13 protein-coding genes are annotated in these 17,188 nt (G+C 41.7%); 6 read left to right on the top strand and 7 right to left on the bottom strand.

Annotation, left to right across the window (positions count from 1 at the left end):
* Positions 1–150: 150 nt before the first annotated feature.
* A complete protein-coding gene (locus F902_RS03295) occupies positions 151–2,355 on the bottom strand; it encodes a TonB-dependent receptor domain-containing protein (RefSeq protein ID WP_004804220.1) in 2,205 nt (734 codons plus the stop codon).
* Positions 2,356–2,603: 248 nt separating this feature from the next.
* Between F902_RS03295 and tig the strand changes: the two genes are divergently transcribed.
* From tig to F902_RS03275, 4 genes are all read left to right on the top strand, one after another.
* Positions 2,604–3,935, top strand: a complete 1,332-nt coding sequence (gene tig, locus F902_RS03290; RefSeq protein WP_004804222.1) for a trigger factor — start codon at positions 2,604–2,606, stop codon at positions 3,933–3,935.
* Positions 3,936–4,287: 352 nt separating this feature from the next.
* Positions 4,288–4,893 (top strand): ATP-dependent Clp endopeptidase proteolytic subunit ClpP, encoded by a 606-nt coding sequence (clpP, locus tag F902_RS03285; protein WP_004775790.1) that lies wholly within the window; start codon positions 4,288–4,290, stop codon positions 4,891–4,893.
* A gap of 42 nt (positions 4,894–4,935) precedes the next feature.
* Positions 4,936–6,246, top strand: coding sequence for an ATP-dependent Clp protease ATP-binding subunit ClpX (gene clpX, locus F902_RS03280; protein WP_005185075.1), 1,311 nt, complete (start codon positions 4,936–4,938; stop codon positions 6,244–6,246).
* A 153-nt stretch (positions 6,247–6,399) separates the two neighbouring features.
* On the top strand, positions 6,400–7,116 hold the full coding sequence (locus F902_RS03275) for a DUF2846 domain-containing protein (RefSeq protein ID WP_005201110.1): 717 nt from the start codon (positions 6,400–6,402) through the stop codon (positions 7,114–7,116).
* A 14-nt stretch (positions 7,117–7,130) separates the two neighbouring features.
* Here the strand turns inward: F902_RS03275 and F902_RS03270 are convergent, their stop codons facing one another.
* The 3 genes from F902_RS03270 to F902_RS03260 form a co-directional block, all read right to left on the bottom strand.
* A complete protein-coding gene (locus tag F902_RS03270; RefSeq protein ID WP_005201108.1) occupies positions 7,131–7,673 on the bottom strand; it encodes a DUF2059 domain-containing protein in 543 nt (180 codons plus the stop codon).
* Between the two features lie 107 nt (positions 7,674–7,780).
* Complete coding sequence (locus F902_RS03265) at positions 7,781–9,307, bottom strand: fumarate hydratase (RefSeq protein ID WP_004657827.1); 1,527 nt, start codon at positions 9,305–9,307, stop codon at positions 7,781–7,783.
* 148 nt (positions 9,308–9,455) lie between these two features.
* Positions 9,456–10,316 carry an AraC family transcriptional regulator gene (locus tag F902_RS03260; RefSeq protein WP_005201106.1) on the bottom strand — a complete coding sequence of 287 codons (861 nt, stop codon included), beginning with the start codon at positions 10,314–10,316 and terminating at the stop codon, positions 9,456–9,458.
* Between the two features lie 183 nt (positions 10,317–10,499).
* Here F902_RS03260 and F902_RS03255 point away from each other — a divergent pair, with 183 nt between their 5' ends.
* Positions 10,500–11,414, top strand: coding sequence for a DMT family transporter (locus F902_RS03255; protein ID WP_005201105.1), 915 nt, complete (start codon positions 10,500–10,502; stop codon positions 11,412–11,414).
* Between the two features lie 33 nt (positions 11,415–11,447).
* Positions 11,448–12,056, top strand: coding sequence for a class I SAM-dependent methyltransferase (locus F902_RS03250; RefSeq protein WP_005201103.1), 609 nt, complete (start codon positions 11,448–11,450; stop codon positions 12,054–12,056).
* Positions 12,057–12,110: 54 nt separating this feature from the next.
* On the opposite strand, the gene pta is transcribed toward F902_RS03250, so the two are convergent.
* The 3 genes from pta to F902_RS03235 form a co-directional block, all read right to left on the bottom strand.
* Positions 12,111–14,246, bottom strand: coding sequence for a phosphate acetyltransferase (pta, locus tag F902_RS03245; protein ID WP_005201102.1), 2,136 nt, complete (start codon positions 14,244–14,246; stop codon positions 12,111–12,113).
* A 29-nt stretch (positions 14,247–14,275) separates the two neighbouring features.
* Positions 14,276–15,451, bottom strand: a complete 1,176-nt coding sequence (locus F902_RS03240) for an acetate/propionate family kinase (RefSeq protein WP_005201101.1) — start codon at positions 15,449–15,451, stop codon at positions 14,276–14,278.
* 296 nt (positions 15,452–15,747) lie between these two features.
* Positions 15,748–17,013, bottom strand: coding sequence for a glutamate-5-semialdehyde dehydrogenase (locus F902_RS03235; RefSeq protein WP_005201100.1), 1,266 nt, complete (start codon positions 17,011–17,013; stop codon positions 15,748–15,750).
* Positions 17,014–17,188: the final 175 nt, after the last annotated feature.

Raw genomic sequence — 17,188 nt, 5'->3', positions numbered from 1 at the left:
TTCATCCTTAATTGTTCAATAATGTTGTTAATTTGTTGATTTTTTTATTTAATCTAAAAAAACGATTGTTTTTTAAGGTTTGACTTTTAATTTAGATAAGTGTTTCACTAGTCATTAGATGATTTCTAATAACTAGTGAAAAGATTGTGTTTAGAAAGAGAAAGTTGTGCTTAATTGAACGCGACGACCTTCTTGGGTATTGCTGTAGCGGTTATAATAGCTGGTACCAACACGCTCATAGTCATTGAAATTCTTATCAAAAACATTATACAAAGCAACGCCCAAGTTCCAGTTTGGTGTGATATTAAAATTAGAGCCTACATGTAATAAGGCATATTCTTTATAATCACCCAAAGCATCGTAAGCATTTTTTTCTGCAGTGCTCATATTTTGATAAGTTTTGAGGTAGCGAGCCCTTTCACTGCGGTATTCACCACGAGCCCAAAGTTGGATATTGTCATCTGCCTGCCATTTAAGTGAAGCATTTGCAATATGTTCAGGCGTATCGTTAAGTGGTGGATTTCCAATGCTCTTATCTTTAATCTCTGTGTTTGTCCACGTGTAGTTGATACCAAATTTCCAATCAGGTACAAATTCCCAGTTAAATCCTGTTTCTATTCCATAAATTTCAGCTTTTTCAGCATTGGTTGGTCGTGTAACGTTCCATGAGCGAGTCCCTGTATCTCCATTTTCCATTAGCCAAGGTGTGCCAACGCTTGCCATAAAGTTTTCACAGGCAACTTTTCCTCCGAAAGCATCACTACTGGCAGCATCACAAGTTCTTTCAATTGCCCCAGTTACGATTTTGTCTTTAACTTGGCTATAAAAAGCCGTCATATTGGCATCAAAATTAGAGCCATTACTAAAATATGTTCCGATTTCGAAGTTATTACTTTTTTCAGGTTTTAAATTTGGATTTCCAAAGAGAGGAGTTCGGCCTTGTCCACCAACGTTATAGATACCATCGGTTAAACGCTCAAGTCTAGGTGCTTTGTAGCCCTCGTTATATCCACCTTTAAATGTCCAGTTGTCATTCGCATTCCAGACTAGATAAGCACGTGGAGTCCAGAAGTCTCCAAAGGTATCATGGTCGTCGTATCGTAAACCAAGCGTAAGTGCCAGACTATCTGTGATTGACCATGTATCTTCAGCGAAAAGACCTAGCTGTTTAAAGGAGATTTCTTTATTGGCACGTAAACCATCTTTGATATTAGCTTCCCACCATTGGCCACCTAGAGTGATTTTATGACCCGAGAAATGTTCAGTCGTAAATTTGGTATCAAAAGTTGTATCTTCACTTTCTAGAAGTCTTGGAGTAATGGCTTTAGATCCGTTTTGCGCGCGAGAAGGAATTAGACGACCAATAGTTTCGGTCTGAATATTACTAATACTGGATTCTAAATTACCAAAATCGCTTCTCCATGTATGCGCTAAAATATATTTTTCACGATTATATTTTTGAGACTCTGCATAGCCTCCATTGGCACCTAAAGTACCCAGTTGTCCCTTGCTGTTATCGTACCATTGCTGTGTTTGCTCGTATTCCACAGATAAGTCATGGTTATCTGTCGGTGTAAGAGTTAAGCGTGCACCAATGGTTTCAATATCGGATTTGGTTGGGTTATTTCCCATATTCAATGATTCATCAGTTGACTCATCATCCTTCCTAACAACATTGGATTGGTCTCTCTCAGCCTTTCTGCCTCTTAATTGTAAACCTAGTAGATTTTTTATAAGTGGACCCGTAATAAATGCATCGACAGAGCGTTGATTACCAAAATCAGATGAGTTTGGTAGAATTGTGCCTTCTAAAGTTACTGAGCCTGTCCATTCATCAGTTACTTTTTTAGTAATAATATTGACTACGCCACCCATAGCATCAGAACCATAAAGTGTAGAAGCAGGCCCTCGAATTACCTCGATTCGCTCAATTGCAGATATTGGGGGAATAAAACTGTTATTGGATTCACCAAAACCATTTGGCGTAATGTCGCCTGTACTGTTTTGTCTTCTACCATCTACTAATACAAGTGTGTATTCAGAATCCATTCCTCGAATACGAATATTCAAACCACCTGTTTTACCTGCTGTTGGGCTGATATCAACGCCTTCTACATCAATTAATGCATCTGCAATGGAATTAATTCTTTTATCTTTCAAATCTTGAGCAGTAATGACTGTGATACTTGCTGGTGCATTTTTAATATCTTGTTCAAAACCAGCTGCCGATACCACAATGGTTGCAAGTTGGTGTGTGTTGGTATTTTCAGATGCTGTCGTTGTATCTGCGAAAGCGGATGTGGTCATTGCCCCAAGTAATGCAAATGAAAGGGGATTCAAATTAAATTTACTCATAACTAGAGTTCCAAAGCTGGACGAGAAAAAAAGAACAAATGCTTAAAAACAGCACAAAGTATAGTGATAATACTTATCATTAACAACAAAAGGTAACATTTGATTTAAGGTTATTTTAAGAAATCTATGTTTTTGGCTAAAATGAGAAATATATTTGCTTTTTTAGCATCCGATTTTGTATATCCAGAAAGTTGTCATATAATGTGGCACTTTAAAAATTGTTATTACTAACTAATATCGAGGAAGCCATGCAAGTAACGACTGAAGCGGTTTCGGGCGTTGCCCGTCGTTTAAATGTTTCTGTACCGACGAGCCGTGTTAACGAGCAGTTTGAAGCTCGCTTACAACGCACTGCCAAAACTGTGAAGATCAACGGCTTCCGTCCAGGTAAAGTGCCTTTGAATGTTGTTCGCCGTGAATATGGTGCGGGCATTTATCAAGAAGTTGTGAATGACATCATTCGCGACACAGTATTTGAAGCAATTCAACAAGAAAAAATCAATGCGGTCGGTATGCCGAACATTGAAAAAGTTGAAAACAAAGATGATGCTTTAGTTTTTGAAGCGACTGTTGAAGTTTATCCTGAAGTAGAAGTTAAAGCTTTTGCTGACTTGGAAGTTGAACGTAAAGCATCAGAAATCAACGACAAAGACGTTGATGTCATGATCGAAAACTTGCAAAAACAACGTCAAACTTGGGCTGTAACTAAAGGTATGGCGAAGAAAGACATGCAAGTAACTTTCGACTTTGAAGGTACTGTTGATGGTGAGAAGTTTGAAGGCGGTGCTGCTGAAGACTTTAAACTCGTACTTGGTTCAGGTCGTATGATTCCAGGCTTTGAAGACGGTATCGTTGGTATGAAAGCTGGCGAAGAGAAAGTGATTGACGTGACTTTCCCTGAAGATTACCAAGCTGAAAACTTAGCGGGTAAAGCAGCTCAATTCAAAATCACTGTGAAGCAAGTTGAAAAAGCAAAACTTCCAGAAATCGATGCTGAATTCTTAAAAATCTTTGGTTTAACTGAAGAAGAAGGCTTAGACAAGTTAAAAGCTGACGTTCGTAAGAATATGGAACGTGAAGTTCGCAACGGTCTTCGTAACCAAGTTAAACAAGCTGCATTTGATGCGCTTGTTGCTGCAAACGAAATTGAAGTTCCTGCTTCAATGGTTGCTCAAGAAATTGACCGTCAACGTCAACAAATGATCCAACAGTTCACTCAACAGTTTGGTGCTCAAGGTGCAGGCGCATTTGACAGCAGCATGCTTCCGGATGAATTGTTCAAAGAACAAGCTGAAAAATCAGTTAAGCTTGGCGTATTGGTAAGCAAAGTATTGGCTGACGCTAAACTTGAAGTTGACCAAGCACGTGTTGATGCTTATATCGATGACATGGCTTCTTCTTATGAAGATCCAACAGAAGTTGTTGAATACTTCAAAAATGACCAACAACAACGTGCTCAAATCGAAGCTGTTGTGTTAGAAGATCAAGTTGTTGATCACATCTTAGCTGCAGCTAAAGTAAAAGATGTTGCGATCAGCTATGAAGACTTATTGAAAGAACAACAAGCTCGCCGTGGCTAATCTTTTAAAAAGTTGATTCAAGAAAAAGGCGCTTAATGCGCCTTTTTCTTTAGGGTTTAGAATTTTGTATTTCATTCTGATTTAAAACAGTAAGACTTTGGCTTGCAGAGCTTTAAGCATAGGTGTGAAATTTCATAAACCATGTTGTGCATCATCAGAAAATCTCCCTTGCTTAAAGTATCGATGTAAAGTCTGCAAACCCTCTGTTAGCAAAGTGTTAATTTGTCGAAAAATTGCCAGATTTTAGTCTAAATAATCGAATATTTAAGATTGAACCTTTTGCAATTTCATTGATTATCCCTCATATTGTTGGCATAGATCGAGTCACAATAATTTAGGAATAAGTAAACGTATGTATGTTCCAACAATTGAAAATGCTTTAGTTCCTGTTGTCGTTGAACAATCATCTCGCGGTGAGCGTTCATTCGATATTTTTTCACGTCTATTACGTGAGCGTGTTATTTTCTTAACGGGTGAAGTTGAAGATAACATGGCGAACTTAATCGTTGCGCAGATGTTATTTCTTGAAGCAGAAAATCCAGAAAAAGATATTCACCTTTATATCAATTCACCAGGCGGTTCAGTCACTGCGGGTATGGCGATTTACGACACCATGCAGTTTATTAAACCAGATGTTGTGACCTACTGTATGGGACAAGCCGCATCAATGGGTGCATTCTTATTGAATGCGGGTGCAAAAGGTAAACGTTACTGTCTTGAAAATGCGCGTGTGATGATCCACCAACCATTAGGTGGTTTCCGTGGTCAGGCTTCTGATATTGAAATTCACGCACGTGAAATTCTGTTCATAAAAGAGCGTTTAAATCGCTTAATGGCTGAACATAGTGGTCAAGATTATGAGACCGTTGCACGTGATACAGATCGTGATAATTTCATGACGGCACAAGCAGCCAAAGAGTATGGTTTAGTCGATGAAGTGCTAAGCAAACGTCCCTGATTTTTTAGGACCTAAGTTTAAGATTTAAGTTGTGGAGTAAATATGTCCGAACATCCTCAAGGACAAAAACATTGTTCATTTTGTGGTAAAACGCAATCTGAAGTTGGAAAATTGATTGCTGGTGAGGACGCATATATTTGTAATGAGTGTGTAGATGTCTGCTTAGATCTCGTTCAAACCAGTCAACAAGTTGAAGCAGGTGATTGGGCAACTAAAGCCCTGCCAAAACCACATGAAATACGTGCTGCCTTGGACCAATATGTGATTGGACAAGATGTTGCGAAGAAAACCTTATCTGTTGCGGTCTATAACCACTATAAGCGTTTAAAAGTAGGCCAGTCGACTCACGGGCATCAAGAGATTGAAATCGCAAAAAGTAATATTTTGCTGATTGGACCGACAGGTTCAGGTAAAACATTACTTGCACAAACACTTGCGCGTTTGCTTGATGTTCCATTTGCGATGGCAGATGCAACCACTTTAACCGAAGCAGGTTATGTGGGTGAAGATGTTGAAAACATCGTGCAGAAATTATTGCAGAAAGCGGATTACGATGTAGAGAAAGCACAAAAAGGCATTATCTATATTGATGAGATTGATAAGATTACCCGTAAATCTGAAAATCCTTCAATTACGCGTGATGTGTCTGGTGAGGGCGTACAACAAGCATTGTTAAAAATGATTGAAGGTACAGTTGCGTCTATTCCACCACAAGGTGGCCGTAAGCATCCACAGCAAGAATTCATCCAGATTGATACAGCCAACATCCTGTTCATCTGTGGTGGTGCATTCTCTGGCTTGGAAAAAATCGTACAACAGCGCCAAGAGAAAGGTGGGATTGGTTTTACAGCAGATGTGAAGAATAAAGATGACAGTAAAAAAGTCTCTGAGTTGTTCCGTCAAGTAGAAGCAACGGATCTGGTTAAATTCGGTTTGATTCCTGAATTTATCGGTCGTTTGCCAGTGATTGCAACATTGGAAGAGCTGGATGAAGAAGCATTAATGCAGATTCTGACAGAGCCTAAAAATGCATTAACACGTCAATACCAATATCTTTTCACCATGGAAAATGTAGACCTTGTCTTTGATGAGTCTGCGTTACGTGCTGTGGCGAAGAAAGCACTTGAACGTAATACTGGTGCGCGTGGTTTACGTTCTATTCTGGAAAACGTATTACTTGAAACGATGTATGACTTACCGAGTCGTACGGATGTTGGTACTGTTATTTTGAATGAAGCTGTCATTAATGGCACGGCTAAGCCAACATTCAAAGCAGAGCGTTTACCACAAGTGGGTACGCCAGAAGCAACTGAAAAGAAGGATTTGAAGGTGATTGATTCTAAATCAGCCTAATTCTCATTCATCTAAAAAAGCATGAAAGGCTTGGCTTTTCATGCTTTTTTTATTTGCAATTAGGCGTTGAGGTGTTAATCTTAAAAAATTGAAAAAATGTGCATAGTTTTGCGCTGTTAAAAATAAATCCAAGAAAACGCCTTGAGGGATGTCATGCGTTATTTAATATTGTCATTATGTTGTGCTGGGGTATTGGCTGGCTGTCAAAGTCATAAGACAGTTGAAGAAAAACCAACCGCACTGACTGCAACCTTACCAGCTGTCGATACTGAAAAAGAACCAGGTCTATTGGATCAATATCATGTGGGTGGCTTCTCTGTTGGTGGTTGGGTTAATCAAAAGTTAGGCCAATATTACGCCCCAGTCAAACCGCAAAATGAACAAGCTGCGGTGGTTTATTTATATCGTCCAGATACACGTTGGAACCGTCAGGAAATTGCTGCGGCCAATTTATTTATCAATGGGCATCGTATTCCGAGCTTATTACATAATCATTATTACTGGGTGGAACTACCTGCTGGGACTTATCGCTTGAGTGTAAGCCGTCCTTTGGCAGGATTACATTTCCAAAAGCCGAAATATCTCGATTTTACTGTAGATGCTGCACAAACTTATTTTATTAAATACGATGAAGAAAATAAGATTTCACGTAGTGAGCATACAGGCCCATTTATGATTACGCCTGACAAGGTGGCACATCAGGAAATCGCATTCACACGGTTAAAATCTTCTAGCTATAACTTTGTCGCTCAAGATGCATCGGGTAAGGTTCGTTCAAAACCTCAAGAATTAAAACCAGCAAAGTATGATGAAAAGTCAGAAGTGCATTTGGTTAAGCCATTTAAACTTTGGAATCCATTAACTTGGTAGGTTTACTTGAGCAGTTACTCATCCTGAATTAAAGGTTTGATGATGGTGAGGAACTGCTCTTTTAATTGCGAGCTCTGCTCTGGATCATTTAAGTTTTTTTGGCTTAAGTTATTCATATATTGAAAAATATGCGTACTGATTTGCAATGTTTTTTGATTAATGGATTTACCTTCCGGTGTTTTTAAGAATTTCAAATAGGCTTGTATTTCTTCTTCACTCAAGGTGTCTGCATAAATCTTCTCGATTGCCCGAATAGTTTCGGGGCGAGCAAAGACTTTTGAACTGGTATCTTTCAGTAACTGGCTCAATTCCAACACAGCAAGATGTTCTTGTGTTGTGGTCAGTTCTTCTTTTCCTAAGACTCTTAATAAAATATTTTCCGCTTCAAGATCGAGTGTCGGTTGCATTTCATCGAGTGAGGTGTTTAAAACATTCTCGAGCTCGCTCAGTTTGATCAGTTCTTTGACGGATTTACTCTGGGCTGGGGATGCAAAGGTATTTTGCATGCCAACGAGAAGGCAAAGTCCAATCACCATGTTGAACATGTATTTATTCATCTATAGACCGCCTTATTGTTCTCGTCTTTTTTATAATTTAGCAGAAGCCGCAGGCAAAAAAATAGCCGAATACGATGATTCGGCTATGATTATTGTATGAGTATTATTTATGACGCAGCAGCATCAACTACTGGAATCTTACCGATTTTCGCTTGCCAGATTTTTGGTGCTGTTGCATGGATCGAAGTACCATTCACATCAACTGCAACAGAAACAGGCATATCTTCAACTACGAATTTGTAGATTGCTTCCATACCTAAGTCTGCAAAAGCAACGACTTCAGCTTCACGAACTGCTTTAGACACGAGGTAAGCAGCACCACCAACAGCCATCAAATAAGTTGCTTGATTGTCTTTGATCGCTTCAATTGCAGCAGGACCACGATCCGCTTTACCAATCATGCCGAATAAGCCAGTTGCTTCTAAAACTTGACGAGTGAACTTATCCATACGGGTTGCTGTTGTTGGGCCAGCAGGACCAACCACTTCATCGCCAACTGGATCGACTGGACCTACGTAGTAAATGAATTTACCTTTTAGATCCACTGGAAGTTCTTCACCATTATTTAACATGTCAACCATGCGCTTATGTGCAGCATCACGGCCTGTATAAATGGTACCGTTCAATAATAATGTATCGCCTGGCTTCCAAGCATTCATTTCTTCTTGAGTAATGGTATCAAGGTTGACACGCTTCGATTGAGACGAATCCCATGTTACAGCAGGGTAGTCTTCAAGTTTTGGTGCTTGAATATGTGCAACACCAGTACCATCTAACTGGAAGTGTGCGTGACGAGTCGCAGCACAGTTTGGAATCATACCGACTGGCTTACCTGCCGCATGACATGGGTAATCCTTGATTTTAATATCAAGTACTGTGGTTAAACCACCAAGACCTTGTGCGCCAATACCCAATGCATTCACTTTCTCGAAGATCTCGATACGGAGTTCTTCCATTTTGCTTTGTGGGCCACGACGAAGTAATTCGTCCATGTTGATTTCTTCCATAAGTGCTTCTTTTGCAAGCATCATGGCTTTTTCTGCAGTACCACCGATACCAATACCGAGCATACCTGGTGGGCACCAACCTGCACCCATAGTTGGGACAGTTTTAAGTACCCAATCCACGATTGAATCAGATGGATTTAACATCGCAAGTTTAGATTTATTTTCTGAACCGCCACCTTTCGCTGCAACGGTAATATCAACTTTATTACCAGGAACGAGTTTGTAATGAATCACGGCAGGGGTGTTGTCTTTGGTATTTTTACGACCAAAAGCTGGATCTGCTAAAACAGAAGCACGGAGTACGTTTGAGTTCTCTAGGTAACCTTGGCGTACACCTTCATTTACAGCATCATCCAAGCTCATGGTTAAATCAAATTTAACATCTAAGCCGACTTCAAGGAAAACGTTAACGATCCCTGTATCCTGACAGATTGGTCGGTGACCTTCAGCACACATACGTGAGTTGATAAGGATTTGGGCAATAGCATCTTTTGCAGCTTTGTTTTCTTCACGATCATAAGCACGGCTCATCGCTTGGATGAAGTCTTGTGGGTGATAGTAAGAAATAAACTGCAGGGCATCCTTGATTGATGTAATCAAGTCATCTTGTTTGATGATCGTTGTCATATCAAATTTCTCTTGAGCGGGCGATTAGCTGGCGGGCTAAATTATATGACAAAAAGGAATGAATGTGGGAGTTTTAGCTTAGATTTGGCTAAAGGTCTAAAGTAAGCCTTTGATCTAAATTGCATCAACCAAAGGTGCGCTTTGGATTTTAGTTTTTTCTCAGTTGAGATGGGCTATAGCCAAACTGTTTCTTAAAGCGATGGCTAAAATGGCTGCTTGAGCTAAATCCATATTGCCCAGCAATCTCTGTCAGATTCGTTGTGGTCTGTTCTAGTGCTTGATGGGCACGCTCAAGACGGCGTTGCATCACATATTGATGCGGTGGCATCTGCATCGATTGTTTAAACATATGCGCAAAATGATACTCGCTGAGTTGCGCTTGTTGTGCCAGATCAGACAAGGTCAAACTCAAATGGAGATGTTGATCAATCCATTCCAATAACTGCTTAAGCACATAAGGCGAGAGCCCCCCTTTGACTTCAGGTGCTTGCCATCGGGCATGACTATAATTTTTGATCAGATGATTGAGTAATAGCGTTGTTGCGGTACTCATCTGCAAATGGTTTTCACGATCTTGCCATGCGCCATTGAGTAAAAAGTGTCGATAGATCATCGAAATTTGTGGGTCAGCCACAAAAATTTGTGGATTTAAAATAATTTGACTCGGTTCGCGATCCCAGACTTGTTCGGCCACACGTTGTAAGTGCTGTTCAGTATAGTAAAGATGTACGAAGGTGAGGGGATCACGTAAGTCCCAAGTCGACTCAAAGTCTTGTGGCATCAGACACATACGGTCAGGGCCACCGCCATTGTGCCAGCCCTGTTGGGTTTTTTGATAGCTTTCATAACCACCCTGAATATACATACTTAGGGTATGGTGATTGCTACAGACGCTGACACGGTCTTGGTTATTTTGCCACATGGCCAACTGCATACCCGAACCCAGTTCTACCGAGTCGAGCAATTGCGCTTTATATTGCTGTAATTGATCTAGAATCTGATATTTCATCTTCTATACGCAGTGCCAAATATGATCCAGTTTAGTGTAGAACTTTCAGCCAGTTTTGTCATCTGGTCAAAAAATTTCTAGAAAAACGCAAATCCATGATAATCATCGCAAGATGGTGCAAGTAATCATGACCTCAAAAGCAGCAAAATAGTCGTCGAGGTAATTGAGTTTGGTTCTAATGATATGAATGCGCTGTTATATGCTTTGGTGGTGGTGATCTGGGGAACCACATGGATTGCGATTACGCTGCAACAACAAAGTGGGATTTCAGCCAATGTTGCGGTGTTCTGGCGTTTTTTTATTTCTGCAATGGTGTTATTTGCTTTCGTTGCTTTGAGCCGAAAGTTGCAGAAACTGGCAGGCAAAGATCATCTGTTCTGTATGTTGCAGGCCTGCTGTATTTTTGGCTTTAACTTTGTCTGTTTTTATTATGCAGTGCAATATATCAGTAGTGGTTTAGAGGCCGTGATTTTTTCCATGGCGGTGATTTTTAATACCATCAATGCCCGATTATTTTTCTCTCAGCAGGTTTCTTCGCGCTTTTATCCTGCGGCCTTATTAGGTGTACTCGGGATTATTGCCTTGTTTTGGCATGACGTGGTGGGAACAACGTTAAATCGCAATACATTGATCGGTATTGGACTCTGTATTTTAGGGACTTATGGTTTCTCTTTGGGCAATATGATCAGTACGCGTCATCAAAAACATGGCTTGGATATTTTTACCACCAATGCCTACGGTATGTTGTATGGCTCACTGTTGATGGCGTTGATTTCATGGTTTAGACAGGATCAGTTTTTCCCGAGTATGCAATTCAGTGCAGTGAGTGCTTTACTGTATCTCGCGATCTTTGGTTCAGTGATCGGTTTCACTGCCTATTTCTATCTGGTCGGACGGATTGGTGCGGGTAAGGCAGCCTATAGTACCTTGCTATTTCCTTTGGTCGCATTGGTGATTTCGACGGTATGGGAGGATTATCATTGGCAAATGAATGCGGTGATTGGGGTGATTTTGATCCTATGTGGCAATGCGATTTTTTTTGTAAAAGGGCCACAAACCAAGAAAATTCAGACATTAAATAAGCCAGAATCTTGTTAAGATTTTGCTCAATGGCTTTAAAAAAGCAATGACATGGTACAGGAATATCTAGCACAGCATATTATTGAACTCTACCAGCAGCATGCGCGTGAATGGATTGAACAACGAGGCAAGGTACTAATTGAGAAAGTTTGGCTTGATCGTTTTCTAACGTTGCTCCCAAGCTCGGCCAGTATTTTGGATTTGGGCTGTGGCCCAGGGCAGCCGATAGCTGCCTATTTTATTGCGCAAGGACATCAGGTAACAGGGGTAGATGCTTCGGAATACATGATTGAAATGGCACGGCAGTCTTTCCCTGAACAAGTCTGGGTGCAGCAAGATTTTCGGGAGTACTTTACTGAACAAAAGTTTCAGGGCATTGTTGCGTGGGATAGTTTCTTCCATTTAACCCAAGATGATCAACGCAACATGTTTAAACGTTTTGCTGAATATGCACAATCAGGTACAGCTTTAATGTTTAGCAGTGGTCCTGCACAGGGCGAGGCGATTGGTTCGTTATGTGGAGAGCCACTGTACCATGCCAGTCTCTCAGCGCAGGAATATCAGACTTTGCTGCAACACAATGGGTTTAAGCTGATTAAAATGATTGCTGAAGATGTTGAATGTACGGGGCATACGGTCTGGTTAGCTCAATACTGCTAATGAAAAAGCCCTTTCAATCTAAAGGGCTTTTTCAATTTCAATCGAATAGTGGATTTAATCTTGTTGCTTCGCCTGAATCGCCGTCAGAGCAATGGTAAACACAATATCATCCACCAATGCGCCGCGAGACAAGTCATTCACAGGTTTATTTAAACCTTGTAGCATTGGCCCGACACTCACAACATTGGCAGCACGTTGTACCGCTTTATAGGTGGTATTACCTGTATTTAAATCAGGGAAAATAAATACATTGGCACGTCCCGCCACTTGCGAGTCTGGTGCTTTTTGGCGACCGACGCTTTCAACCGAAGCAGCATCGTATTGTAAGGGCCCATCAATCAATAAATCTGGACGGCGTTGCTGTGCGATTTTGGTGGCTTCAGCTACTTTCTCAACATCTGCACCGGTACCTGAGGTTCCCGTTGAATAACTGATCATGGCGATACGTGGATCGAGACCAAAGGCTTTGGCTGAATCCGCAGACTGAATCGCAATCTCGGCAAGTTGTTCTGCATTTGGGTCAGGATTGATGGCACAGTCACCATAGACATAGACTTCATCAGGCAACAACATAAAGAAAATCGATGATACCAGTGAGTAATTTGGTGCAGTTTTAATGAGTTGGAATGCAGGGCGTACGGTGTTAGCAGTGGTATGAATCGCACCAGACACCAAACCATCGACTTGATCGAGTGCTAACATCATGGTGCCGAGCACCACGGTATCTTGTAGCTGTGCTTTGGCTTGTAGTGCATCAAGCTTACCTTTACGCAGTTCCACCATCGGTTCGATATATTGGTCACGGATGGTATCTGGATCAATGATTTGTAAATCATCGGGTAACTGAATACCGCGTGCTTTAGCTACTTCGGCAACCGATTCAGGTTTTGCCAATAGAATACACTGTGCAATGCCACGGGTTTGACAGATCACAGCCGCTTGTACCGTACGTGGCTCATCCCCCTCAGGCAGGACAATACGTTTTTTCGCAGCAATGGATTTTTGTACCAGCTCGTAACGGAAAGCAGATGGTGATAAGCGAGGATGCAAGTTGTTCTGGGTATGTTGATCCAGCCAATTACTATCTAAATGACTGGATACGAAACGGGTCACTTGCTCGGCACGTTCAGTATCATCAATTGGAATTTCATTGCCAAAGCGATGCAGCAGTTGTGCCGTTTCTAAGGTATCTAAAGGTGTGTGTAAGATCGGGAGCCCTTGCTTAATCGCACTTTGGCAAAATTCGAGTACATTGCTTGCAGGCGCAGCTTGCTCGGTTAAAACCAGACCCGCCAGCGGTGTACCATTGCTGCTGGCAAGACTGGCTGCCAAGATCGCATCGGTGCGTTGTGATGCGCTAATAATCAATTCGCCCGCAACAAATTTATGCAATTCTGATTCGATATTGGATGCAATTAAACTGGTATGTAGAATACGACGTTGTTTAGCCTCACCTTGATGCAACCATGTGCCATTGATGATCGAAGCGATATCTAAACTACGTGGCACGCTGAGGGTATTGCTGAATGGCACCAATCCAATAATCGGGAGTTCATCGGTTCCCATAAAGCGGTTATAACGTTGTAACTCTAAGGCAAACGCATCGATGTGCTGGTCTAGGCGTAGACTTGGATCAAGTGTGACTGGAATTTCGGCCGTGCCCTCAGGCAAGCCTTTGGTTCGCATAAACAACACGCCTGTCGTGCGTGCTGAGGCCGCGCCACCGAATTGACGTAAGTGCGCATCGACTCTTTCTGCTGTTTTACGTGGATCAGCTAAATCTGCGGTGCTGACCAAAACCACTTGCGCATCTAGTGCTTGGGCAAGCGCGGCATTAATTTCACTGACAAAATGATCTTGTCCATTCGGAACCAAACCTTCAACGATAATCACATCATGATCAGCTGAAATTTGACGGTGTAGCGCAACGGCTTCTTCAAGCAATTCATCTGTTTCACCCAAGGCAATCAGTTGTGTCAGTCTTTCATAGGTGATTGGCTCGGCAGATTTATGCTGAAATAAATGGCGATAGAGTGTCGTGGTACGGTCAACCGTGGTGTCTGCAATTTGAGAATAAGGTTTTAAGAAACCCGCATTAATCCCTTTACAATCCAGCGCGTAGATCATACCTAAGCAGGCTGAAGTTAAGCCAACACCTTCACCTGTGGGAATGAGTAAAATCGTATTCATAGTGACCTTAAATTCTTTTAATAGGTTGATTAAGCTGTTGGTTCAAGTACTTGACGGGTTTCTTTGGCAATACGGCCTTCTTCATCGGTTGGAATCACCCAAATTTGTGGTCCTGTACCATTATCGATACGACCTTCTGTGCCACGCGGCAATGCATTATTTTTCTCTTTACTAAATTGAAAACCGAAATGTGCCAAATAGCCTAAAGTCTTTTCACGGACATAAGCCGAGTTTTCACCAATACCACCTGTAAATACTAAACCATCCAGACGTGGTAGACCGCAACTCATTGCCGATAAAGATTTGGCGAGGCGATAGCAGAATACTTCAATGGCAAGGGTTGCACCATCATGACCATTTTCAGAGGCTTCAACCAAGGTGCGCATATCATTGGATAAACCAGATAAGCCCAATAAGCCACTTTCTTTATTTAACATGCTGTCAATTTTTTGGATATCCCAGCCGAGGTTACTGGCAAGGAATAAATGCAAACTCGGATCGACATCACCACTACGGGTTCCCATCACCACACCTTCAAGTGGGGTCATGCCCATTGACGTATCGACGCTATGACCATTCCATACTGCACAAGTCGAACTACCATTGCCCAAGTGTGCGCTGAGCCAGCCACCTTCATTTTTATGACCTGCCAATTCGCTGGCACGTTCAGTGACATAGGCATGGCTGGTGCCATGAAAACCATAGCGACGTACTTGGTGTGCTGTATATAAAAATTGTGGCAAGGCATAACGGTAGGCGCGTTCGGGCATGGTTTGGTGGAAGGCAGTATCGAATACAGCAACTTGTGGTAATTGTGGGAACAAGCGCATGGTTGCTTCGATCCCAATCAAATGTGCTGGATTGTGTAGAGGGGCGAGAGGCGTTGCGGCTTCAATACGCTCAACCAACTCTGGTGTGAGTAATTCTGCTTTGGTGATGTTACCGCCGTGAACGACACGGTGTCCAATCGCCTGTGGGTTATAATTGGCTAAACGGGCCAATAAGGTTTCAAGTGCTTTGGCGTGATCTGCATACGGAATCGAAAGTTCCAGTGGTTCGCCACCCAGTGTGACTCCTTTAATACGGGCGTCGGCAGCCCCTAAATTCTCTGCCAAACCATAAATACGGTCTTCACGACGTTCCGAGATGAGCGCGTACTTGATTGATGATGAACCACAGTTAATTACTAATACAGATATAGCCACGTTTGAACACCTAACAGATTTTAAATTTTATGATGAACACTTTGATCTTGCTGCAACGCATGAGGCAGTGGAATCAAGCGCAATGTTTTAACATGGGATGTCATCTTGGCGAAGATAGACTTTAGCCTATACAACCCGTTTATAAATCAACCTATTCAGTATAGTGAGGAAATGAGCAGTTGTTTTGATTGATCTGTTGATTTTGTCATTATTTTTTGTATGTAAATATATAAAAACACGATAAAGATCAAATGAATGGCCTTTATCGTGTTTCTGTGTCCGAATGCTCGATTTTGTTATTGGCGGATTTGACCGTCACCAAAAACGATCCATTTTTGTGAGGTTAGGCCTTCAAGGCCAACTGGACCACGGGCATGGATTTTATCGGTTGAAATACCGATTTCTGCACCTAAACCATATTCAAAGCCATCAGCGAAGCGGGTTGAAGCATTGATCATCACCGAACTAGAATCCACACGTGCCAAGAACTCACGGGCTAGACTAAAGTTTTCAGTAATAATCGCATCGGTATGGTGTGAACCATACTTATTGATATGTTCAATCGCTTCATCCATGCCAGTGACTACTTTAATCGCAAGAATTGGACCGAGATATTCGGTATACCAATCTTCCTCCGTCGCTGTTTTCACGGATACGCCTAAAATACGTTGAGTTTCCGCGCAACCGCGCAATTCAACCTGTTTTTCAGCATAAAGTTCGGCAATGCGTGGCAAGAATTCCTCAGCAATCGCTTCATCGACCAATAATGTTTCCATGGCATTACAGACACCATAGCGATGCGTTTTTGCATTCAGTGCAATCGGTAAAGCTTTTTGCAAATCCGCTTGTGCTTCAACAAATACATGGCAATTGCCATCTAGATGTTTAATGACTGGAATACGCGCTTCATTGCTGATTCGTTCGATCAAGCTTTTACCACCACGCGGCACAATTACATCCACGAATTCAGTCATGGTAATCAGGTGACCCACTGCGGCGCGATCAGGGGTATCAATCACTTGAACCGCATGTTCAGGCAAGCCTGAAATTTGTAGGCCATGTTGAATCGCAGTTGCAATAGCTTTATTCGATTCAAGTGCTTCTGATCCACCACGTAAAATAATCGCGTTGCCAGATTTTAAAGCCAATGAAGCGGCTTCAAGGGTTACATTGGGTCTTGATTCATAGATCATGCCAATCACACCCAAAGGAACACGCATTTTTCCAAGCTGAATGCCTGATGGGCGATAGGCCAAATCGGTAATTTCTCCAATTGGATCAATCAAGGCAATCACATCTTTCAAGCCTTGCAGCATGCCTTTGAAACGTGCGGGGGTAAGTTCTAAACGGTCAAGCAAAGCACTGTCGAGTTGACGTTGACGACCACTGTCCATATCAATTTGATTGGCTGCTAAAATTTGGGCTTGATTATTTTCCAAAGCCGTATAGATTGCAGATAGGGCATGGTTTTTCAAATGCGTCGATGCGCTCGTTAATACACGAGAAGCTTGACGCGCTTGAGCACCGACCTGTTGCATATAATTTTGAATAGAATCTTGCATAGCAGTTTGAGATTTGCATGTATTTATAAAGATAGTAACAGTCAACGGCTGAACAATGAATAGGCTGAACTGACAATTCAAAAAATTATGAAGCGTTAATTGGCGCAAAAGTTTTTATTTTAATGCGATGAAGATATTGAATCTAAAGCTGAGATTACATATTTTGCAAAAGATT

The organism is Acinetobacter higginsii (assembly GCF_000369525.1).
Classification (GTDB): Bacteria; Pseudomonadota; Gammaproteobacteria; order Pseudomonadales; family Moraxellaceae; genus Acinetobacter; species Acinetobacter higginsii.
This window is presented reverse-complemented; position numbering and strand designations above follow the sequence as displayed.